Below are 23,616 nucleotides of genomic sequence, written 5' to 3' on the forward strand. Positions count from 1 at the left end.
AGCATTCCCGATTCACCGAACCTGCACAAATAATCTCTATATCACTTATACAACTTCTCATAAAGGAGTCGCCGATCTATGAACAAACAAAGCCTGCTGACGAAGCTGATCCTTTTTGGATGTGTCCTCTGCATTGTACCCGTGCTCTTGCTCGGTATGCTTTCCTATATGGAGTCCTCAAGCTCAATTCAGCATCAGGTTAATCAAAGTAATACGCTTATTATGAAGCAAATGAAAGGGAATATCGAACAAGTTTTGAAAACGCTTGATTATACACTCAATCATATGGCGGATTCGACCTTAATGCAGGACGCGCTATTCCGTCAAATGGATTATAACGACTTTCAGCTCTATAATAGCCTCCGTCGTGAATTTGGGCATATTCAATCGTTCGATATGAAGGTAACGGATGTACTTCTGCTTAATGCGGCCGATAAATGGTTGATTAACAACAACGGCTTGTACGAGCTTAATAAATTTAAAGAAACGGAACATCTGCTAAGCTTTATGAATTTACCGAACAATTCAAGCTGGATCCTGCACGAGAACAGCAATCTGGGTTCCCCGGACACGCAGAGCAACAAATGCAGCCATACCGTGATTTTGGTCAAAAAGCTGCCCCTGCTGCTGTCCGACAAAAGAGGCATTCTTTTTGCTCCGATTCCGGTCTGCAGCCTTGCCAGTATGATGGAATCGGATTCGACAGCACGCCACTTTATGATTATGGACCAAAACCATACAATCATGGTTCATCCCGACGAAACCCTGATTGGTAAATCCATTATGGAAACCGGGTATATCAATGAGAACGAGCTTACCCATTTCGCCAATAATAGTGAACAATTTGAAACCAACACAACCACCGGTTCTTATTCAGTCACTTATGTCAAATCGGATTTGAACAATTGGATCTATGTATCGTTCACGGAAATGAGTCAGTTTACCAAGGAATCACGAGCCATTGGCTGGTTTACCTTGTATGCTTGCCTGCTCATTCTCGCCGTATGCGTGATCTTCGTCTGGTACGGAAGCCGAAACATGTATAATCCGATGCGGCGTATTCTTCAAGCGATTTCGGAGGGCCTACCGGAGTGGGATGCTGTCAAACGTAATGAGTTTCAGGTTATCCAGGAGCATATTCAGCAGCTATTTGCTTCCAACTCGAATCTGAAAGTCGAAATCAACCGGCATTCCCAGCAGGTCCGCAGTTTTTTTCTCATTAATATGTATCAGGACAATGTCGTCAAAACGGAAATCGAAGATCGGCTCAGAGCTTATGGTTATGCGGAGCTGATTGATGGCTGGGATCAGATGATTGTATTGACGCTTCAGATCGATTCACTGGAGGAAACCCGTTTTACCGCTAATGATCTGGATCTCTTGATGTTTGCCATCAATAATATCGTTGAGGAAATCGTGCCTGCGGAAAACCGATTGACGCCTGTGATTTTTGACCAGACTCAGGTCACCCTGATCGGCTTCAAGGGTTCACAGACGGGTTCTTTCAAGGACCGTGTTTACCAATTTACCGAATCCATTCAGCAAAATATTCGTACTTATCTCGGTTTATCGATCAGTATTGGCTTAAGTCTGCCTTTTGACAGTGCGAGCAAAAGTGCCCGCGCTTACCGCGAAGGCTTGGAGGCATTGATGCAGCGGCTCAAGCTGGGACAAGGTATCGTCGTCCCGTATGAAAATCTCAATTCGGGCAAGCACACCTTAATTTACACGTATCCCAAGCAGTTGGAAAATGAACTGATCGAATCTATTAAGCTGGCCGATGAGGACAAATCGTATGCTCTGCTGAAGCAATGGCTTGTTCAAGTGCTGGGCAAGGATCAAACACCGCAATTATACCAAATTTCGTTGATCAGGCTGCTGAACGATTTGATGATCGTCTCACAGGAATCCGGTATTGCTTTGGTGCAAATTCATCATGAAGGACGTTCGATGCACGAGGAGCTGCTGCAGCTGTATATTAGCGGAGAAATCGAATCCTGGTTCCGCACCCGTATTTTGCAGCCGATGCTGCAAGTGTTCCGTGACCGCGGCGACTCGCAATACCATAATTTATCCGAGCAAATTATTAGCATGATTCACAGTGAATATGATACCGAGCTAACATTAGACGAATGCGCCCTGCGGCTGCATTATAATGCCTTTTACTTAAGCAGCGTGTTCAAAAAAGAAACCGATATGACGTTCAGCGACTATCTGTTAATGTATCGGTTTCAGATGGCACGCAAATGGTTGATCGAAACCGATATGCCGATCAAGGACATCGCACAAAAACTGCAGTACAATAACCCTCAGAATTTCATTCGCTCCTTCCGCAAGCAGGAGGAAATGACTCCGGGGCAGTACCGAAGCAAGTACGGAAATATCGAAAGCTAACAATCAGATTTCAAAAGCGTGGAAAATGACAGGCACAAATACACAAAAAGTCCCTGCATCAGAAAATCTGACAGGGACTTTTTGCATGAAGCTGCAGCTGTATTACCAGAGCACCTGCAATTGTGAGGAGCTCCATCTATCCATTATTTTACGCTGGCTGTCGGGTCATCCTTGTTTGCAGCCGCCGCCTCGCTATCGTTAGGATAAGCGACCTTTTCTTCGTGAATAATGGCAAGCTGGCCCTCACTGACACCTATTGCAATCCGCGAGCCGTCCAAGATGCTGCCAGCCACAATTTCACGAGCCAATTTGGTTTCCAAAAATCGCTGAATATAGCGTTTCAATGGCCTTGCACCATACATAGGATCATAACCTTCAACCGCAATATGAAAACGGGCTTCGTCCGTCAAGCGCAGTTCAATCCGCCGTTCACTAAGGCGCTGCTCCAAGCCATGTACAAGCTTGCTGACGATTTGCTCCACATCATGAAGCGATAACGGCTTGAACAGGACAACATCATCAATCCGGTTCAAAAATTCGGGGCGGAAATGCTGACGCAGCTCACGGAAGACGGCTTCCTCCGCTTGCTTCGCAATATTTCCGTTGTCATCCGCACCATCAAGTAAATAAGCAGACCCGATATTGGAGGTCAGAATCACAATCGTATTTTTGAAATCAACGACTCTGCCCTGAGAATCGGTCAATCGGCCATCATCGAGCAGCTGCAGCAGCGAGTTGAATACTTCAGGATGTGCCTTCTCGACCTCGTCAAACAGCAGCACGGAATAAGGCTGTCTACGCACCGCTTCTGTGAGCTGTCCGCCCTCCTCGTAGCCGATGTAACCGGGAGGAGCTCCAATCAGTCGGGATACCGAATGTTTCTCCATATACTCCGACATATCAATCCGAATAATTCGGTCCTCATTGTCAAACAAAGCTTCAGCCAATGCTTTGGCCAATTCCGTTTTACCAACACCAGTAGGTCCAAGAAACAGAAACGAGCCGATGGGTCGATTCGGGTCCTTTAATCCAGCCCGCGCGCGCAGCACAGCATCGGAAACCAGATTAACCGCCTCATCCTGACCGACAACCCTCTTATGCAGCAGCTCCTCCAGACGGAGCAGCTTTTCCCTCTCGCCTTCAACGAGACGGCTAACCGGTATGCCGGTCCAGAGCGCAACGATTCCGGCAATTTCCTCCTCCGTAACTTCTTCGCGCAGCAATCGATGGTCCGTGTTCACCCGCGCCTCTTCCTCCGCCTGCTTCACTCGCTTTTCCAGCTCGGGTATACGCCCGTAGCTCAGCTCTGCGGATTTTTCAAGATCATAGCGATCCTCAGCTTCCTGCAGCTGCATCCGGAGCTGCTCCAATTCCTTACGAAGCCTTTGGATGCCTTGAATGGTTTCTTTTTCATTTTCCCATTTGGCTTTCAATGTGTTATGCCGATCTTTTAAATCCGCAAGCTCCTTTTGAAGCACCTTCAGTCTGTCCTGACTCGCTGCATCGGTTTCCTTGCGCAAAGCAGCCTCCTCGATCTCAAGCTGCATCATCCGCCGAGTTACTTCATCCAGCTCTGTCGGCATAGAGTCAATCTCGGTACGTATCATCGCGCAGGCTTCATCAATCAGATCGATGGCTTTATCCGGCAGAAAGCGGTCAGATATATAGCGATTCGATAGAACACCTGCAGCCACGAGCGCATTATCATGGATTTTCACACCATGGTACAGCTCAAAGCGATCCTTCAATCCACGCAATATCGAAATCGTGTCCTCCACATCCGGTTCGCTGACAAGCACCTGTTGAAAACGACGCTCAAGCGCCGGGTCCTTCTCGATATATTGACGATATTCATCCAATGTGGTTGCACCTATACAGTGAAGCTCACCACGCGCCAGCATCGGCTTCAGCATATTGCCTGCATCCATAGCACCTTCGGTTTTACCCGCTCCCACTATCGTATGCAGTTCGTCGATAAAGAGCAAAATGCGCCCCTGACTTTCCTTTACTTCGTGAAGTACAGCCTTCAGCCGTTCCTCGAATTCCCCACGGTATTTGGCACCGGCAACGAGTGAGCTCATATCCAGTGAAAAAATCGTTTTGTCGAGCAGGCCGTCCGGGACATCACGTTTGACAATACGCTGGGCAAGTCCCTCAACGATGGCTGTTTTCCCGACTCCGGGTTCACCGATCAGGACCGGATTATTTTTGGTTTTACGTGAGAGAATGCGAATGACACGACGTATTTCGGCGTCCCGGCCGATTACAGGGTCAACCTTGCCTGTCCGCACCTCGGCAACAAGATCACGGCCATATTTGCTCAGCGCTTCGTAGGTAGCTTCCGGTTCCTGACTCGTTACACGCTGATGCCCACGAACCTCGGACAATGCTTTCAGCAGCGTCTCGCGTGTCACACCGAAGGAACGAAACAACCCCCCGGCTTCCTGTTTATCTTCAAGAAGTGCGAGCAATAAATGCTCGATCGACAAATAGTCATCATTCAGTAAGTTGGCTTCCTTTTCTGCGTCCTGTATAATTCGGTCGAAAGCCGGAGATAAATAATTCCGTATCGTATCCGCGCCGGGTCCACTTACTCTCGGCTTACGGCCAAGCTGTTCTTCCAAACGGGAGCGGAACGCTTCAATAGGCACATTCAGCTTTTGCAGCAGCCGCGGCGCAAGGCCCTCCTGCTGATCCAGCAGTGCCCATAACAGATGCGTCAAACCAATTTCCTGATGCTTGCGCGATATTGCCGTCTGCTGGGCTGCGATAATCGCTTCCTGAGCTTTTTGTGTAAAACGATTAAAATCCATGTTGTTTCCCCCATTCATAAAGTCATAAATTTAGGTTCGAAGGATTGCTCTTGTGCAAGCTCGGAGAAGATACAGCTGCTGTATCTTCTCCGAGCTTGCCTTAGGTACCGTCACCTGCACAGCGACATACAAATCTCCGAAGCTGCCATCCGGCTTGCGCAAGCCCTTGCCGGTAACCCGCAGCTTTTGCCCTGTGCTGATTCCGGCAGGCACCTTAACGTTAAGCATGCCGCCATCCGGCAGCTTGACCTTTGCTTCAGTACCGAGCGCCACATGCCAAGGAGCAGTCTCAAGACGGGCAGTCAGGTTGAAGCCGTCTGCGACGAATACAGGATCAGGCTTGAATTTGAGCGTAATGTACAGGTCGCCTTTGCTGCCATTCCTATAGGTTCCGCCCATGCCCTTGAGACGAATACGTTGTCCATCACTTATGGAAGCAGGCAGCGTAACGCCAATCTCCTTACCTTGAACCTGTACCCTGACCTTGCCGCCTTTTGTAATTTCCTCTAACGTAAGAAGCAGCGATGCCTCTTCATCCACTTGCTCTGTACCAAATCTGTCCTCGTTCGTAAAAAAACCACCACCCGCCGGGCCTCCACGACCAGCAGCTCCGCCAAAAAATTGGCTGAACAGATCACCGTAATCGCTCTCTCCAGTCTGGTAGGTGGCACCTCCAGATGTTCCTCCCCAGTTCTGTCCATTGAAATTAAAGCCGCCCGCTTGTCCAAAGTCTTCATAGCCACCTTGCTGGGCACGGCCTCGATCCTGCCAGCTATCACCGTATTGATCGTAGTTGGCTCTGGATTCTTCATTGCTCAGGACCTCGTAAGCTTCCTGTATTTCCTTGAATTTCTTTTCCGCCTCAGGGCTTTTATTCACATCGGGATGGTAAGTTTTGGCCATTTTTTTATGGGCTTTTTTAATTTGTTCCTTTGTCGCCTTACGGTCAACACCGAGTATCTTATAGAAATCCTTGGTAGGGCTCATAGCCTTCACTCCCCATATCAAATTGGTCAATAAAGGTCAAACCATATCTATTAAAAAGGGCACGATTGAACGGTTACAGTAACCATTAATGTGCCCCAAATCGCTGTATTTACAATTTCACTGTGGTTACCCGTAACCCTGCAGCCGCCACTCACAGTTCATCTAACTTTCTGGTATATGTTTATTATAAGCTTACTTGCCTAAAGAATCAAAAGCGATTATCGGCTGTATAGCTCAAAATACATCGGTTTTCCGGCAAAATGATTGCCAAATCATGGACTTTCTGTTTATTTGACCTTCTTTGACCTTAAAGATCACCAGCATATAGGCTTCTGTCTTATTACGCTTTCAACCGGAAAAGGACCTGACTGGCAGTAGTAGCCGCAGTCAGGTCCGTTTCTACTGTTAAACCGTGACGACAATCCAGCCGGATTCGACGTCAACAGCATACGTTTCCACACCTTTAATCTCTTCCACTGGATCATCCACAATCTCAACCTCATACGTTTTCACCAAGCATTTGAACGGATCAAATACCGATTTGCCATTGGTGATATCGAATTCCCAGCCGTGCCATGGACAGCGGACAATTTCACCGTCACGTCCATAGTGATACTCCCCTGGATCGGAGGGAAGCATTATGCCTTGAATTTTCCCCACGCACAGCTCGGCTCCCTGGTGGGGGCAGCTGTTTTTCAACGCATACAGCTGACCTTTTATATTAAATACCCCGATGGAACGACCTTCGAGCGTAACAATTTTCCGCTCGCCGACCTGCAGCTCCTGAACGGGACACACCGCATGTCTGCTCATAAGAAATTCGACTCTCCTTTTGACATGATTTAGCCTTTACCCTTCGGGTCTCTGTCTCTACAAGCGGTACAGCTGCTTCGCATTGTCTGACAGCAGCTTGCAACGGATATCTGGAGCCAGAAATGACAAGCTGTCGGGTGAAGCGAAGTGCTCATCCGGATAATCACTGGAATATAAAAGCATATGCTCGTAATCGAACATCGACAGCAAGTCCTGGAGATCCCGGTCCGATACCGGCCGTTCCAACGGCTGGGTAGTCAAACGCACATGATCGCGCAGGTAGTCGCTTGGGCGTTTTTTCAGCCATGGAATTTCCGAGCGCAGTCCTTTATATTCCTGATCAAGCCTCCACATCAAAGCCGGGAGCCAGGCCACACCGCCTTCGGTAAATACAATCTTCAAATCCGGAAAGCGCTCAAATACTCCCTCGGTCAGCAGGCTCAGCAGGTGCGTCTGCATGGCAAAGGAAACGCCTGCATAGTACTCCAGAAAATGGGATGGATACCCCTGCGAGGCCAATATGTTCGTCCCCATTCCGTCCGTTCCTGGATGAATGGCAAGCGGAAGCCCGTGTCTGGCACACGCTTCATAAATCGGATAATACTGCCGCTGACCAAAGGGTGCCCGCGCTCCCGAGTCCATCAGCACCTGCACAAAATGCGGTTTGCCTGCCCAGCGGTCGATTTCCTTGGCGGCAGCGGCCGGGTCCTGATGGGCGATAGTGATCGAGCCCTTGAAAGCACCGTCTGCATTGTGCGTACCCAGCCATGTTTCTGAAAGCCAGTGATTATAGGCGGTTGCCACCGCTGAAGCGTGGTCCGGATCATGAAATATCGATGTAGAGGCACGCGGCAGCAGAATCGCCGTTGCAATACCGCAGCCCTCCAGTAACTGCATACGCAGGAAATCCACGTCGGTACCCGGCTTGCCACCGCCCGGCGGTACTGTCTGCGTCGGCTCTACAGGACTTTTGTAATACGTATTCTGCCAAATTTGAAAGCGATGCTTCCATGGCTGCGACAAATACGCTTTGATCACATCCGGATGGAGCGGATGAACATGAACATCACAATCTATAATTCCCACCCCGACTGCCTGCTCCTGATTGTCATTGTGTAGGACCGTGCTCATAGTTGCCTCTCCCCTTTCTATAATTTGTACAGCTCCTTGGCATTTTCGAAATAAATTCTCCGCTTCAGCTGCTCGGGAATTTTTGGAAAAGCGTGCTTCGGTGAATCGAAGTCCCAATGCGGGTAATCGCTGGAAAACATCAGAATATGCTCTGCATCCATCCAGTCAAGCATTTTCAGCAGGTGTTTATCCTGATCCGGCCGTTCCAGCGGCTGCGAAGTAATCCGAACATGGTCGCGGATATATTCGCTCGGCTTCCGCTTCAGCCAAGGCACTTCGGCTCGATAACGCGCATACAGCGTATCCAGCCGCCATAAGAGCGCAGGCATCCAAGAGATGCCGCCTTCCACCAGTACAACCCTAAGCCTTGGAAACCGTTCAAAAACTCCTTCGATCAGCATACTGACCAGATGCGTCTGGTAACCGATGCAATGCGCTGTACTCCATTCAATGTAATGTGTCGGATAACCGATCGAAGCCTGCAGGTTAATGCCCATACCATCAGTCCCGACATGTGTAGCAAACGGGAGATCATGCTTTTGACAAGCTTCAAAGATCGGATCGTACATCCTATTGCCGTAAGGGGCACGGGCTCCTGAATCGGAAAGCACCTGGACAAAATGCGGATGGCCCGCCCAGCGTTCAATTTCCCGTGCCGAGGCAGCGGGGTCCTGATGAGAGATCTGAATTGACCCCTTGAATACCCCATCGGCATTGTATGCACCAAGCCACGTCTCCTCCAGCCAATTATTAAAGGCGCTCGCCTTGGCCGTCGCGAATTCGACGAACGGCAGCGGGTTACTGAAGGAACGATGCAGTAAAATCGCATGGGTTATCCCATATTCGTCAATCAGCTGCTTACGCAGGAAATCGGGATCCGAGGAAACAGGCAGACCGCTTGGCGGAACGGCATCCGTGCGATTTACGTAGGTTGGATGGGCAAATAAATCCCGTCCGCCTACCAACGGACGCCAATGCCATTTGGGATCGAGATGCTTACGGATCTCCTCCTGGTTTTGCGGACTGACATGCACGTCGCAGTCAATAATTCCGTAGCTGCTTTTGGGTTTAATGGATACGTCTTCGGTTTCGATTTGCATGTGGAATTTCTCCTCTCGATTGTCCGTATGCCGGCCAGGTCAGCCTTTGACCGAACCCAGCAGTACACCTTTGGCAAAATATTTTTGTAAAAATGGATAGATGACCAGGATCGGAATCATTGCGACGACAACAGCGGACAGACGAATCGTTTCGAGCGGCAAAATCTGTTCATTCTCCGTCCTTGTTCCCTCTATGCTTGTCGAGCTGGCATCCACGATTAAGGTTTTGACGAGCAGCTGCAGCGTCCATTTCTTGGCGTCTGACAAATAGATCAGCGCGTTAAAATACGTATTCCAATGGGCTACGGCAAAAAACAGCGTGAACGCAGCCACAGCCGGCAGCGACAAGGGGAGCACGATCCGAAAAAACACGCCAAGGTCATTGCAGCCGTCAATTTTAGCCGAATCCTCCAGTTCCGATGGCAGCGATTCGAGAAAACTTTTCACAACGATCAGATTAAACGCACTGATCATGGCTGACCAGATCAAAGCCCAATACGAATTGAGCAGGCCCAAATTTTTGATCAGCAGAAAATGTGGTACGATCCCCGCATTAAACACGAGCGTCAGGACGACCACACCCATCATCAGACTGCGGTGCGGCAATTCTTTTTTGGTCAGACCGTAAGCCATCGTGAACGTAAACAGCAAATTGAGAATCGTCCCAATGATCGTAATGTAGACCGTGCTGTACAAAGCATTCTTGAAATTGATCGAGCTCAGGATAAACTTGTATCCATCGAATGAAACCTTCTCCGGAATCAAATAAAAGGAGAACGGCTTATAGACTGCAGGGTCTGTCAGGGATACACTGACCACATAAACAAACGGCAGTAGGCACAACAGGGAAAAACCGAATACAAGTGTATAGTTAACATAATCGAATAACGACATCTTCCGGGTGGATGCTGTGCTCATCACATGTACCAGCTCCTTACGCGCCTTTAATAAATACCTTCATGTCCCATTCGCTTCACGATCTTGTTGGCCATCACCACGAGAATCAAGCCGATCAGACCCTTGAACAACCCGACCGTCACGCCGACGCTGATTTGACCGCGCTGCACACCCTGTGTAAACGCATAGGTGTCAAACACATCAGCGACTTCGTTAACCAATGGATTGATCATCAGCAGCAGCTGCTCGAAGCCGACATCAGCCATATGTCCGAGACGCAGCACCAGCAAAATAACAATTGTCGAGCGAATCGCCGGCAGCGTCACATGCCAGATCTTGCGCCAGCGTCCAGCTCCATCCATCTCGACCGCTTCATACAGCTGGGGGTCAACACCCGCCGTCGCCGCCAGGAAGATGATTGTACCCCAGCCGACATCCTTCCAAATATTTTGCGCGGTCAACAGCCCCCAGAAGTAATCGGGATTGGTCAAAAATGAGCGCGTTTCCCCACCCATCTGGGCGATATACTTGTTAATGATTCCAATGTCCTGGGACAGCAGGAAGAAGGTCAGGCTCGCCACGACGACCCAGGACATAAAATGCGGCATATACAGAATCGACTGGTTCAAACGTTTGAACCACTCGTGACGCAGCTCATTGAGCATCAGAGAAATGACGATCGGCAGCGGAAAAAAGAAACAAAGATTAAACAAATTAATGACCAGCGTGTTACGCAGCATCTTGTAAAAATGATCGTAAGTAAACAAATCGATGAAGTTTTCAAGTCCTACCCATTGGCTTTGCAAAATACCGAGCGAAGGACTATAGTTCTGAAAGGCAATGATGAGCCCGCCCATAGGAACGACCTTGAATAACAAAAAATAAAAGAAGCCGGGAAGCGTCAACAGGTATATATAGCGAAATTTCATATATTTTTTCCAGCGGCGGCCCTGATTCGTTTGAGCGCCTGTACGGGCACGCTCGACTTTGATAGCCTCTGCTTCCATCCTGATTCCTCCTTCTACGGGTATCTCTCCAACAGTCATCTGTATCTGTGAAGCAAGCATCCATGACTGCCGAAGAGCTCCGCACTGTTGCATGTGAAGCCTGTTTAATCGATATCGTGTCGCTTGTCATCGATTTACTGCATCATCGTTTTGTAATTATCGGCAAATTCCTTGTACGCTTTTTTAAAATCCGGCATATTGTTCAGCTTCTCCACATATGCCTTGTAGTCTGCCAGCGAGGTTTCGCCGATGATCGTTTTCGTGCGGATGGCTGTCCACTCATCCAAATACTTCGGCCATATCTTAAGCCACGTATCCGACAGAAGCACCTCCTCAAGACGCACTTTACCGACTTTTTCCACTTCATACTTTTCCATCTGTGCCTTCTTTGCGTCATTCCACGCCTTGGGCGCCTGCGGATGCACAACCTTCAGCCACTTGTCCTCAGCCAGCACCATAAATTGATTCACATCTACGTTGATTTCTTTTTTGCCGATATCCGTCAGCTTGCGCTCACCATTATCGGTTTTGTAATGCACCCCATCCACCCCATAGGAAACCAGATCCGTCATTTCCGCTGTCGCCATAGAATCGTAAAACTTCAAAATCTGCTTAACCTTTGCCTCTGGAACCTTCTTCGGAATCATGATGCCGCCCGTCGTCATTTTGGTATGGGCAACCGCATAGCCCTTCGGTCCCTTCAGTAGTATAGAGTCCACGTTGGCCGCTGGCTGGACCTTCTTGATCGCATCCGTAGCTGTCCACGCGTGATAAATATTCCAGATATGTGTAGCCGATACTCCAGAAGTAAATAAATCCTGAATTTGGGCTCCCTTCATCACCGAGAATTCCTTGGGCATCACACCATCTGCATAACGTTCGCGGTTCCAAGCCACAAAATCGTTATAATTACCCGTCAGAAAAGGATGAATCAAGCCGCCCTCACTATTGTTGACAGGGTCCCAGATACCAAAGGCTCCGGCAAAGTAATCATTAAACTGCATGCCGATCGTATCTTTCTTTCCATTTCCGTCCGGATCACTCTCTACAATTTTTTTCAGCGCCACATTAAATTCATCTATCGTAGTCGGCAGCGGAAGCCCGACCTTATCGAGCCAATCCTTGCGAATTTGAACAATCGTATCCAGCTTACCGCGAGTACGGGGCAGTGTGTACAGCTTGCCGTCTATCGTCAAAAACTTGGCACGTTCGGGAATGATCTTTTTCAGGTTTGGATAGTCCTTGTAGTCACCGAGCAGCGGGGTTAAATCCCAGAACACACCCTGCTTGGCTGCATTCACGACGGGTAGGTACTTTTCACTGGTAACCACCAAAATGTCCGGCAGCTCATTGGACGCCAGAAACAGATCCAGCTTGCTGTTGTATTCAGGCGCAGGAACCCAGTCTACAGTGAATTTAGTGTTGGTCCTCTTTTGAATTTCCGACCAGATGGCGTTATCCAGCTTGGGTACCTCATTGTACAAAGAAGAAACGATTTTTAATTCCAAAGCCTTGTTATCCTTACCGGGCTCACTGCTGTTCGGTGCCGATGAGCCTTTTAGCTCACTCCCGCTACCACAGGCCGAAACGATCATGCCAAGCGAAAGTGCTACCCCTACTGCGGCCATACCGCTTTTCTTTCGATGGAGCTTTTTGTGGTAAAGCTGATTGTGATCTGTCCCCATTGCGTTGCCTCCTTTAGATTCCTCAAAATTTCATGATTCCCATCGCTTAAGACTCCTGCATAAGTAAACGTCTTCCATATTTGCTTACCTTGCTCCATGACTATATCGCGCTTAAATCTCGACCTGCCAGTGACAATAATTTGGCAGCAGCCCTGATCCAAAGTAATGTCCGATCCAACATAGATCATGGCGGAAGCTAGCGGCGTGCGGCACGAAATTGACTTGGAGACAAACTGTAGTGCTTTTGAAAAACACGCAAAAAATGCCGATCCGAAAAACCGATCACCCCTGCGATATCGGCAATCGTCATGTCGGTTTTACTCAACAGCCGCTTGGATTCTTCCAGCTTGCATTCCGTTATGAATTCAATAAAACCCATGCCAATTTCTTTTCTGAACATGTGACTGATGTAGGAGGGATTCATCGATACGAGCTCCGAGCATTGAACAAGTGACGGGTTCTCCAGCACGTGGCTGCGGATATATTTGCATATTTGTGCGATCGCCTGCTTACCTTTACAGGAGCTTCCTGACCGCAGTGCTTTTACATATATCGAAAAAAACCGCTCTGTGAACCAATCCTTGATTTCGGTTACTGTCCTGCGTTCTCCCAATTCCTCGAATAGCACATTCTCTTTAAGTATTTGATACAGGTTACCTCCCTCGGATTGCAGGGCATTCAACAGACCGGAGAGCAGCATAAAATAGCTTTGGTGGATAAACCCGGGATTTTCCGTATGACCCAGCTTTTCCAGAAAGCTATCAAGCTCCTGCTCGGCCTGCAGCACATCCTGTGCATTCAAACAGTCCCTGATCCGTGCTTCTACCGTATTCGGATATAGCTGCGGCAGTGGTTTAAACGATTTTACGGTGTCGCCGAATAATAGCACCTCCTCGTGATATCCATAAATCCGTCGCTGCAGTGCTATCTTCGCCTCCTGATATGAAATAGAAACGTCTGCAATGTGCGAGTACAAGCCGCCGACCCCGATAGATACTTTAATTTTCATAAGGGTCGCCATGCTTTGGCTCAATTCTGCACCATACTCGCGAATACAGGAATACCACTTATCCTCCGCCATTTCCTTGACAGGGCTAATAATCGCAGCAGCCTTGCCTTCATTGTTCAGCAGAACATAACCACGGATCGGGTATTTTCCTGACGCCAGCAATTCATCCATCATATTCGCAACCGCAAATGCTACAACCGGCTGATCTCCTTTGACAAACCGACTTTCCCTATGCATGTTTTCCACATCAGCAACCAGCACCCCATACGATTGATTCATTTCAATGCCATGCGTCTTGCAATCGCTTTCAAGAGAATGTCGAATAAACGGATTCCATTCCAGAACCATCTGCAGAAACTTCTCGCGCAAGGTCGGTTGGATCCGTAACACGTATTCGTTAATCTTGTTGCTCTCCTCCTCCATATAGCTCAGGCAATTCCTGATGAAGGCAAACTCGTTCTCGGCCTTTTTATTCATTCGCCCGCGGCTTAGTTCCTCCCCGTAACGCATTAGCTGTTCAATTGGATTGTAAATACGGCGTAAATTCAGCACGGTTATCAACATCGTACAGATCATCACGAAACAGACAACTATGGCCGTCAGCCAGCCGATCCAGGTAAAACCATTGGTAATGATCTCGCGTGGAGTTACCGAGACATAAGTTCTGCCAAGCGCCGTCTTCACATAGGTAAACAGATAGGCAGACCGATTCCCCTGCTTCAGATAGCGGCTGTTCACCGCATCCTCTCCATTCAGAAACTGTTTCACATCGGTTGTCATCCATCCATTACCAGAGCTTTTGGAGGAATTCAACAGTACCTCCGTCTGCCGATCCAGCACATACAATGAAGAGCCCCAACCGGATACAACCTCCAGGTAATCCTGTAAGGACAATAATTTAATTTGATAGATCAGTACACCGATCATGGAATTGTCTGCCGACGACTTCAGCTGACGTGTGAAGGTGATATATCCCTTTTGCACGCCGATCGGAAGCAGCTCCCAGTGATCCAGGTTTTTGCTTTGCAGTACAAGCTCGATATCATCGTGCATTTTATAGCGTTCCTTACGTATATTTCCCGACTCACTGGAGATGTAGAACGGATCTCCAAGCCGGTACAGCACAATTTCATGAATCCATGAATTGAAGTTGGCCTTTCTCGTCAGCATATCGATCATCTGCTGCTGGTAAGCATAATTGGTGTCTAAATCGACGATTTTGGCTGATTCCGTCAGTAGCGGCTCAACAGCCAACTGAAATGAATCCTTCTCCAGGCCCTGTAGCAAATTCTCCATACTGTCCTTCAAATTAGTCAAACCGGATTGACTCTGCTCAATCGCTTGCTGCTCGGCAGCTGTCATCGAAATTTGGTAGTACGCAACCCCCGTTATAATGACTGGCACACAAATAGAGAAGCAGCTCAGCCAGACGAGCCTATGCAGTAAATTTTTTCTGTATTTCGTAGCTACTCCCTGAGCCACGGACACTACACGATGGAATGGATTCAGCATAGAAGCCTCCTTCAGCTGTATTTTCCATTATTATAGCTCCTGACGCTTACGCCACCATAGTGACAATTATTTGGATGGCAGCAAATCACTTAACTTTCACTATAGTAGGCACGCAGCTCAATATCCTGATCGTAATTGCCAAAGCCTTCCCCGAACAGGGTCAATCCACCTACGTGCTCGGAATCTTCCTCAACGGCAAATCGCAGCGTCCAAAACTTTTTGTGCAGGCTTAAGGAATCGACTGTGACGTCTGATATTTGCTTACCATCGATATAAGTCCCATTGTTGTCAATTCGAATGACTTTGAGTAATCCATACTGATTGACATTTCTCTGCCACCAGGAGGGTGTGAACCGACCTCGGGTATGCCCGTAATCTCCAGGGCTCGTCCATTCTCCGAGGCATATTCCATTCAAGTAAAAACGGATATCCGAAGGCCAATGCTCATTGATACCTGGTGCTTCCGAGGAAATTTCCATGGAGATTTCTATCTCCTCCAACTTCTGAGTCTGCAGCGAATAATTAGGAACCGTATACTCCACAAACCCTTTACTAAACCACAAAATCCGGGCATGCATCCGATCAGGGTCCAGAAAATAACGCGGATCATCATATTGTCCTATATTTTGCTTTTGCGTAGCCAATCCACATGTGGGATATACATCAAAAGCTGTATAATGGCCTATCGGTATGTTCGTTTCATGGTAGCTTCTTTCTTCTGCTTGCGCCTCACCCGGAAGTATAATCTCAATGTTTCGGACGGCAAGTGAGCATATTTTGTGCGTACCTCCCTGCTTGCGAACCATCCGCGTCGTTATCAACCCACCCTTTTCGAGCTTCTTGACATGCATGGTGACAATTGCGCTGCTCAGATTCAAGCTTGCAGCAAGTTCCTTTACGTTCATCGGCTGTTCCCCAAGCAGCTCCAGAATACGCAGGCGTACTCCACTTGCCAACGCCTCATAGAGCGCAAGCCATTTGGTATCCGTATTTATTTTTAACATAGGAGCCCCTTTCGTATAAACAATGACTATAATTAATATATATATTATTTCAATAAAATCAAGAAGATATTAAAAATAAACATTGATATTCCTTTTATATCCGTGTTAAATTGATATCAGGAAGAAGAAAGCTTAATTAAATTAATAATTATATTAATCCAAAGGAAGTGTTACAGATCATGTCCCAACACAAAGCTACCATGATTATTGACAAGGATTTTATTATTGGCGCAATTGACAATCGCATCTACGGTTCATTCATCGAGCATCTTGGACGTGCCGTCTATGGAGGCATTTATGAGCCAGGGCATCCCGAAGCGGATGAAAAAGGCTTTCGTCAAGACGTGCTTTCTTTGATTCAGCAGCTTCAGGTACCGATTGTTCGTTATCCCGGAGGCAATTTCGTATCCGGTTATGACTGGAAGGACGGAATCGGACCCAAGGAATTGCGCAAAAGCAGGCTGGAGTTGGCCTGGAAAACGATTGAACCGAATCAATTTGGTTTGAATGATTTTGTGGAATGGGCTCAAAAAGCTCAAACCGATGTCATGTGGGCAATTAATCTGGGCACTCATGGTGTCGATGAAGCTCGCAATATCGTGGAATATTCGAACCATGCCTCCGGTACGTATTGGAGTGATTTGAGAAGAAGCCACGGCTATGAGCAGCCCCATCAAATTAAAACCTGGTGCCTGGGCAATGAAATGGATGGTCCTTGGCAAATCGGTCACAAGACGGCAACCGAGTATGGCCGTGTCGCTGCCGAATCCGCCAAGGTTATGAAATGGGTCGATCCAACGATTGAGCTCGTAGCGTGCGGCAGCTCTAGCCGGACCATGCCTACCTTCCCGGAATGGGAAGCTACCGTGCTTGATCATACGTATGATCATGTTGAATACTTATCGATGCATACCTATTATGGCAATAAAAAGAACGATACACCAACATTCCTTGCACGTTCGTTGGAAATGGATGACTTCATTAAAACAATTATAGCTACAAGCGACTACATCAAAGCCAAAAAGCGCAGCAAAAAAACGATGTATCTCTCGTTTGATGAATGGAATGTCTGGTATCACTCCAATGACGCTGACAAGAAGCGCGATCCATGGCAAATCGCTCCTCCACAACTTGAGGATATTTATACGATGGAGGACGCATTGGTTGTTGGATGTATGCTTATCAGTTTATTGAAACATGCCGACCGTGTCAAAATGGCCTGCCTTGCGCAGCTGGTCAACGTCATTGCACCGATTATGACGGAAACAGGCGGTAAAGCGTGGATGCAAACGATTTTCTTCCCTTATATGCATGCATCGGTATATGGCAGAGGCAATGCGTTGGTTCCGTTAATTCATTCGCCGAAATACGATACAAGCGAAATCACCGATGTCCCTTACCTTGAAGCAGTAGCTGTGCATAATGAGGAAGCGCAGGAGGTTACGGTATTTGCTGTCAACCGTGATTTGGAGCATCCACTGCCGCTTGAGCTTGATCTTCGCAGCTTTGGAGCCAACAGCCGTCTGATCGAGCATATCGTTCTGGAGAATCCTGATCTCAAGGCGCGCAACACTGCTGACGATTCTACTGCAGTTGCACCGCATAACCGCGGCAATGCCGTGGCGAATGGTTCCGGCTTGACGGCACAATTGACAAAGGCTTCATGGAATGTGATTCGTATCAGCGTGCAGGCTAAATAATAATCACAATCAGCGGCACTAAACAGCCGAGTGCTTAATCCATAAGTAAGTACCTGTTTATTTATAAGGTAGGGACTGCCGCAATCGGAGCAGTCCCTATTTCGAATCTCCAGATTGCTTTCGTTATGTCAGCTTCCAGATATCTTTATTACGATGTCTATGCTTATCCAATTCAAATACTTCACAAATCCTTTATATAAATTGACGGCTCAATTAACAAATAATAGTTATATTTTAGGGGGGCGATCATTTAAACTACGACTAATGGAGGTTTGTATGAGAAAATTGAAGAAGTGGGCTTACACAGCGCTGGTGTCATTACTGGTTCTGACTTCAACTGAATCCGTTATTTCCGCAGACAATGGGATGACTACCGACACCAACAAAGTTACTGGAGGCCGTTCAAGCCAAATGATCACCATCCTCCACACCAATGACATACACAGCCGGGTTGAGGAAAGCACTGATAGCATCGGCTACGCCAAACTTTCCACTTTACTTAAGCAAACTAAGGCCGTCAACCCAAACACACTCATGATAGATGCGGGAGATACGTTTCATGGTCAGACGATCTCAAATTTGGTACGCGGGGAAAGCATAGTAAAGATCATGAATTTGATCGGATATGATGTCATGACCGCCGGTAATCACGACTTCAATTATGGGAGCGCACGTTTGGTAGAGCTTGCCAAGCAGGCAAATTTTCCGATACTTGGCGCCAACGTGAAGAAAACGGACGGTTCCAGGCTGCTGGGGACTAACCTAATCAAAGAAGTGAATGGTGTGAAAATCGGGATCTTCGGCCTGACGACACCAGAAACGGCCTATAAGACTCATCCCAACAATGTCGAAGGCATCACCTTTGCCGATCCGGTACAGGAAGCAAAAGCCCAGGTTGCTGAACTAAGGAGCAAGGTGGATATCATTATTGCCATCTCGCATCTTGGTGTAGATGCCACCAGCATCGACACCAGCAAAAAGGTCGCTGAACAGGTGCCTGGCATCGATGTCATCATTGATGGACATAGCCATACAGTAATGGAAAAAGGAATGATGGTCGGCAGCGTGCTGATCGCACAAACTGGTGAGTACGGTAAAAATATTGGGAAAATCCAGCTCAATATCGAAAATGGTAAGTTGAGCAGTAAAAACGCAAGTTTAATCACTCGCAAGGAAGCTGATCAATTTCAGGCAGATCCTGCTGTGTTGGATGTCATCAACAACGTTAAAAAGGAACAAGAGACAGTGCTTTCACAAGTAGTCGGAACCACCTCTGATAAATTGATCGGTGACCGGACAATCGTTCGCAAAGGTGAATCCAACCTCGGCAATCTTATAACCAATGCGATGCTCAGCGAGACTGGTGCTGATGTGGCCATTACGAATGGCGGCGGCATTCGTGCCTCTATCGAAGCTGGTCAGATAACAAAGGGTGACATTATTACAGTACTGCCATTTGGCAACTATATTCAAACCAAGAAAGTCAAAGGCTCTGATATTAAAGCAGCGTTAGAGCTTGGTGTATCCGGTTATCCGGGTGAATTAGGCGGTTTTCCGCATGTAGGCGGTATTTTCTTCGAATTCGATCCCGCACAGCCAGTCGGCAACCGTGTACTCTCCATATTAATCAAGGGCAAGCAGCTAGACCCTAACCAAATGTATCTGCTTGCCACTAACGATTTTATGGCTGCAGGCGGTGATCAATATACGATGTTCAAGGATTATCCGATCGCCAACGACTTCTCTTCACTGGAAGAGTCCGTGATCACTTATATGCAAACTATAGGAAGTGCTGTACCGAAGATCGAGGGTCGTATCACCGTAAAAGGCGCAAATGCGTCCAATATCACTGATACTGCCGCTACTCCATCGGCTCCGTCAGTTACTGCTCCTGCGTTAACGAATACGTCCAAAGTGTACATGGTTAAGACCGACGATACACTTTGGAAAATTGCTGGGCTGTACGCAACAACATGGCAAACCCTACAAAAGCTAAATAGTCTGACAAACCCGGATCGAATTTATCCAGGTCAGGAAATCCTCCTTCCTTAATAGCAAAGTAAAACGGGCTGACCCTTTGGTAGCTAAAGCTACTTTTTCGGGACAGCCCATTTTTTTATGAGTCAGGTTTGATAAATTAATCCTTTTTGATCCGAATCTAGTTACGTAAGTGAATTCGGATACACCATAACCTTGAGACTACCCGCTTTATTCGTTCTGGCCCGCTCCATCGCTTCATGCGTTTGCTCGAGTGGGTATCGGTCTGTAATTAAGCTCATCATCTCCGTATTACCAGAAGACAAGAAGGTAATTCCCTGCGGGTACGTATTCACATAACGGAAAATTCCATAGATGTCGATTTCATTATCACAGATGAAAGGAACATTAACGCCAACCTCATCGACCGGTGGCAGTCCTACTATCGACAGCTTGCCTCCACGTCGGATCGAATGCATCGCTGTTTTGAGTGCACGTGGATGCCCTGCCGTTTCAATAGCCAAATGCACACCCCCACCAGTCAGTCGTTTGATCTCGGCTGCAGCATCGGCCACATCAGGATAGATCAGGTCGGTTGCACCCAACTTTCTGGCTGCTTCCAACCGGTTGATTTCGAGATCACTGACAAAAATCCGGTTGGCTCCAAAGGCTTTGGCGGCAGCCACGGCTGTTAAGCCCACAGGCCCCATTCCGATAATAGCCACATCCCATCCAGGTTTAAAGCCAGCCCGATTCAGCGCATGTATCCCGACGGAAAAAGGCTCATTCATAGCGGCTTCCTCGAAGGTCAAGGAATCAGGAATCGGGAACAAAAAGTCTTCACGGTGGGCAATGTATTGGCAGAAGGCTCCATCTACCGGAGGTGTAGCCAGGAATTGAACGTCTGGACACAAGTTGTAACGGCCTGACTTGCAGGCATCACAACGACCGCACGTAATTCCAGGCTCGATTGCCACACGGTCACCCGGGTTAAAGCGTGTTACATTTTCACCGCAAGCTGCGACGATTCCTGCGCACTCATGACCGAGAATAATCGGCTTTTCTACAACATAAGTACCGATTCGACCGTGTTCATAATAATGGAGATCCGATCCGCAGATGCCCACTGCCATTACCTTGACGAGTACCTCATCGGGCTTGATTGTCGGTACGGGCAGCTCGACGATCGAGATGTGATGCGGCTCCGTCATTAGCGCTGCCTTCATCGTTTGTGGAATATCGGATAAGCTACGTGTGCTGCCTGATTGTTGAATAGTAGTCATCATTATGCCTCCTGTAATATGCTTTACTTGGTTATCGAATGAAGATTATCGAATGAATTATCCATTTAATCGGTAAAATCGACTTGCATTGCCTCCATAGACAGCAGCCAATTCCTCTTCCGTCCAGCTTGCATCCAGACTTGATTTAATCAACTCCAGCACTTGCGCGTATGTCGCCGAGAACAGGCATACCGGCCAATCGCTGCCGAACATCACACGTTGCTTGCCAAAGGCTTCAACCACTACATCGACAAAAGGCTGAATAGCCGCCTGCGTCCAATCGGCGTCCAACTGCTCGGGCACCATGCCTGAAAGCTTGCACATCACATTCGGATACGCGGCAATTTGTCGGATCTGCGAAGCCCACGGCTCCATTGTGCCTTCCAATATCGGTGGCTTTGCCAGATGGTCGACAACAGCACGTAAATCCGGTACCTGCTCGAGCAGCTCCACAATATACGGCAAATGACGAGGATTAGCCTGCAAATCAACCGGGAATTGCGCATCGGCCAATAGCTTGAGATGGCGGATAACGGTTTCCCCTAATATCCAGTCAGAAGGCAAATCCTGAATCATGGGTCTCAGACCGACAAACTTGGGGTTGCAACGAAAGCGGTCCCATTCCTGCTCAAAAGTGTTCGATCCCAGATCCAGCCACCCGACTACGCCGGCAATCGTAGGTTCCTTCTCCGCTATGCTTAACAGAAATTCCGCCTCTTCAGAGGTTGGAGCAGCCTGAACAACGATGGTTTTTTGGATATCGTATTGCTCCAGCAAAGGCTTTAATTGCTCAGGCATATAGTCCGCATAGATACGTCCCAGGGAAGGCTTGAGCCATCCGTAGTCAGTACGTGAGGTTAGCCAATAGTGCTGATGTGCGTCAATGCGCATGTCTTTGTAGCCCTCCATAGGCATTCATTTGGTTTTTGCAAGAAAACTTATTTCACTATTATAAACCGAGTTTGTGCAGAAAACCAGTATGATTAGCATTTCTTATGTGGGATCAGCTTTTCAATTCTCATCATAGCACTAGTTATTATTTTCGGGAATACTATGTGAAAATGCTCGGAATCAAGTGACAAGTTCTGGTCAATCCGGTGTACAAAAAAAGGATTTTGCACCGCTGCACCGGCACAAAATCCTTGAATTCGCATTAATTGGATGGTTTGACCTGCTGCTGGATCAAATGAGCCAGCAAGGCGCAGCGTAAAGCGATGCTGTCCAGCTCCACATACTCATCAAGCGCATGAGCACCGTGGCCTACTGCTCCCAAGCCGTCCAAGGTCGGAATATTCAACGCCGCTGTGAAATTGCCATCACTGGCACCTCCCGTTGAGGTCTCTTCCAGAGAGAAACCCAATTCGCTCGCAATTGCTTGTGCACTGGCGAACAAGTCACGGCTCATCACCTGCTCCATCGGCGGGCGAACAATGCCGCCTCGCACGTTCAATTTAGTATGCTTCAACACGGGAGAGGCATTCAGAATAAGATCGCTAAGCCGTTCTGCTTCTTCCATCGACTCGATCCGAAGATCGAGCTCCGCTCGTGCTTGACCGCTCACTACATTGACAGCCGTCCCTCCTGCTGCAATGCCCACATTAACCGTGGAGCCTTTACCGTAGTCCGTCAATCCTTGCAAATACAGGATTTGATGGGCGAGCTCCTCAAGTGCATTGACACCTTCGTTATGGTTGATCCCGGAGTGAGCAGAAACACCCTCGATCTCCAAGGCAAATCTGCCGACTCCCTTACGTGAGGTTTTCAACTTCCCTGAGGCACCTAAAGCCGGCTCCAGCACGAAGACAGCATCGCTTTTCACCGCCTCCTCCTCTATCCAGCGTCGGGATGAGGGACTGCCCACCTCTTCATCGGTGTTAATGAACAATACGATATTTTTGGCTGGTGCAGATTGGGAAATAACCGCATGCATAGCATACAAACCCTGCAGAAGCCCACATTTCATATCGAAGATTCCCGGTCCATACAATCGCTGTCCTTCTTTTCTAAAAGGACGTTTGGCCGTCTCACCTTCAGGCCATACCGTATCGATATGAGTCACCAGCAAAATCTGCCCGGTGCCCTCACCATATTGCAGCTTCACCTGGTCCCCGTACTTCTCCTGCGGAATCCATTGTGCACGGCCTCCGATGAGCTCCTGAAACCGCGCGACTACAACCTGTATCGCTTGGTCTACCAGCTGTTTGCTGCCTGTCGGAGTATCCATATTAACCAACTGCTCCAAATCTCGCAGCAAAGCGTCCTGCTGTCCTGTTACGAACTCCAGTAACTTACTCATGATGCACC

Annotated in this window: 16 protein-coding genes; 3 read left to right on the forward strand and 13 right to left on the reverse strand. The window is 48.0% G+C overall.

Annotation, left to right across the window (positions count from 1 at the left end):
- Window positions 1-78 precede the first annotated feature (78 nt).
- The gene (locus OB236_RS01960; protein WP_262682415.1) at window positions 79-2,394 is read left to right on the forward strand and encodes an AraC family transcriptional regulator; all 2,316 of its coding nucleotides are present in this window, start codon (window positions 79-81) and stop codon (window positions 2,392-2,394) included.
- Between the two features lie 143 nt (window positions 2,395-2,537).
- Here OB236_RS01960 and clpB read toward each other — a convergent pair whose 3' ends face one another.
- The 10 genes from clpB to OB236_RS02010 all read right to left on the reverse strand — a co-directional run bounded on the left by clpB (window position 2,538) and on the right by OB236_RS02010 (window position 16,352).
- The gene (gene clpB, locus OB236_RS01965; RefSeq protein ID WP_262682417.1) at window positions 2,538-5,207 is read right to left on the reverse strand and encodes an ATP-dependent chaperone ClpB; all 2,670 of its coding nucleotides are present in this window, start codon (window positions 5,205-5,207) and stop codon (window positions 2,538-2,540) included.
- 30 nt (window positions 5,208-5,237) lie between these two features.
- A complete protein-coding gene (locus OB236_RS01970) occupies window positions 5,238-6,194 on the reverse strand; it encodes a DnaJ C-terminal domain-containing protein (RefSeq protein ID WP_262682419.1) in 957 nt (318 codons plus the stop codon).
- 405 nt (window positions 6,195-6,599) lie between these two features.
- On the reverse strand, window positions 6,600-7,007 hold the full coding sequence (locus OB236_RS01975) for a Rieske (2Fe-2S) protein (protein ID WP_262682421.1): 408 nt from the start codon (window positions 7,005-7,007) through the stop codon (window positions 6,600-6,602).
- 57 nt (window positions 7,008-7,064) lie between these two features.
- Window positions 7,065-8,138 (reverse strand): amidohydrolase family protein, encoded by a 1,074-nt coding sequence (locus tag OB236_RS01980; protein ID WP_262682423.1) that lies wholly within the window; start codon window positions 8,136-8,138, stop codon window positions 7,065-7,067.
- Between the two features lie 17 nt (window positions 8,139-8,155).
- Complete coding sequence (locus OB236_RS01985; RefSeq protein ID WP_262682424.1) at window positions 8,156-9,238, reverse strand: amidohydrolase family protein; 1,083 nt, start codon at window positions 9,236-9,238, stop codon at window positions 8,156-8,158.
- Between the two features lie 39 nt (window positions 9,239-9,277).
- Window positions 9,278-10,156 carry a carbohydrate ABC transporter permease gene (locus OB236_RS01990; protein WP_262682426.1) on the reverse strand — a complete coding sequence of 293 codons (879 nt, stop codon included), beginning with the start codon at window positions 10,154-10,156 and terminating at the stop codon, window positions 9,278-9,280.
- Window positions 10,157-10,182: 26 nt separating this feature from the next.
- On the reverse strand, window positions 10,183-11,142 hold the full coding sequence (locus tag OB236_RS01995) for an ABC transporter permease (RefSeq protein ID WP_262682428.1): 960 nt from the start codon (window positions 11,140-11,142) through the stop codon (window positions 10,183-10,185).
- Window positions 11,143-11,276: 134 nt separating this feature from the next.
- The gene (locus OB236_RS02000; protein ID WP_262682430.1) at window positions 11,277-12,827 is read right to left on the reverse strand and encodes a type 2 periplasmic-binding domain-containing protein; all 1,551 of its coding nucleotides are present in this window, start codon (window positions 12,825-12,827) and stop codon (window positions 11,277-11,279) included.
- Between the two features lie 196 nt (window positions 12,828-13,023).
- The gene (locus tag OB236_RS02005; RefSeq protein WP_262682432.1) at window positions 13,024-15,348 is read right to left on the reverse strand and encodes a helix-turn-helix domain-containing protein; all 2,325 of its coding nucleotides are present in this window, start codon (window positions 15,346-15,348) and stop codon (window positions 13,024-13,026) included.
- 89 nt (window positions 15,349-15,437) lie between these two features.
- Window positions 15,438-16,352, reverse strand: a complete 915-nt coding sequence (locus OB236_RS02010; protein WP_262682434.1) for an ArsR/SmtB family transcription factor — start codon at window positions 16,350-16,352, stop codon at window positions 15,438-15,440.
- A gap of 179 nt (window positions 16,353-16,531) precedes the next feature.
- On the opposite strand from OB236_RS02010, the gene arfA reads away from it, so the two are divergent.
- Together arfA and OB236_RS02020 are read left to right on the forward strand one after the other, a co-directional pair.
- Window positions 16,532-18,052 carry an arabinosylfuranosidase ArfA gene (arfA, locus tag OB236_RS02015; RefSeq protein WP_076228078.1) on the forward strand — a complete coding sequence of 507 codons (1,521 nt, stop codon included), beginning with the start codon at window positions 16,532-16,534 and terminating at the stop codon, window positions 18,050-18,052.
- A 276-nt stretch (window positions 18,053-18,328) separates the two neighbouring features.
- Window positions 18,329-20,104 (forward strand): 5'-nucleotidase C-terminal domain-containing protein, encoded by a 1,776-nt coding sequence (locus tag OB236_RS02020; RefSeq protein ID WP_262682437.1) that lies wholly within the window; start codon window positions 18,329-18,331, stop codon window positions 20,102-20,104.
- Between the two features lie 110 nt (window positions 20,105-20,214).
- Here the strand turns inward: OB236_RS02020 and OB236_RS02025 are convergent, their stop codons facing one another.
- The 3 genes from OB236_RS02025 to OB236_RS02035 form a co-directional block, all read right to left on the reverse strand.
- Complete coding sequence (locus tag OB236_RS02025; RefSeq protein ID WP_262682439.1) at window positions 20,215-21,312, reverse strand: NAD(P)-dependent alcohol dehydrogenase; 1,098 nt, start codon at window positions 21,310-21,312, stop codon at window positions 20,215-20,217.
- A gap of 57 nt (window positions 21,313-21,369) precedes the next feature.
- Window positions 21,370-22,203 (reverse strand): amidohydrolase family protein, encoded by an 834-nt coding sequence (locus tag OB236_RS02030; RefSeq protein WP_262682441.1) that lies wholly within the window; start codon window positions 22,201-22,203, stop codon window positions 21,370-21,372.
- A gap of 262 nt (window positions 22,204-22,465) precedes the next feature.
- Window positions 22,466-23,608, reverse strand: coding sequence for a M20 family metallopeptidase (locus OB236_RS02035; protein ID WP_262682444.1), 1,143 nt, complete (start codon window positions 23,606-23,608; stop codon window positions 22,466-22,468).
- Between the last annotated feature and the right edge of the window lie 8 nt (window positions 23,609-23,616).

The sequence above is a fragment of the Paenibacillus baimaensis genome (genome assembly GCF_025567575.1).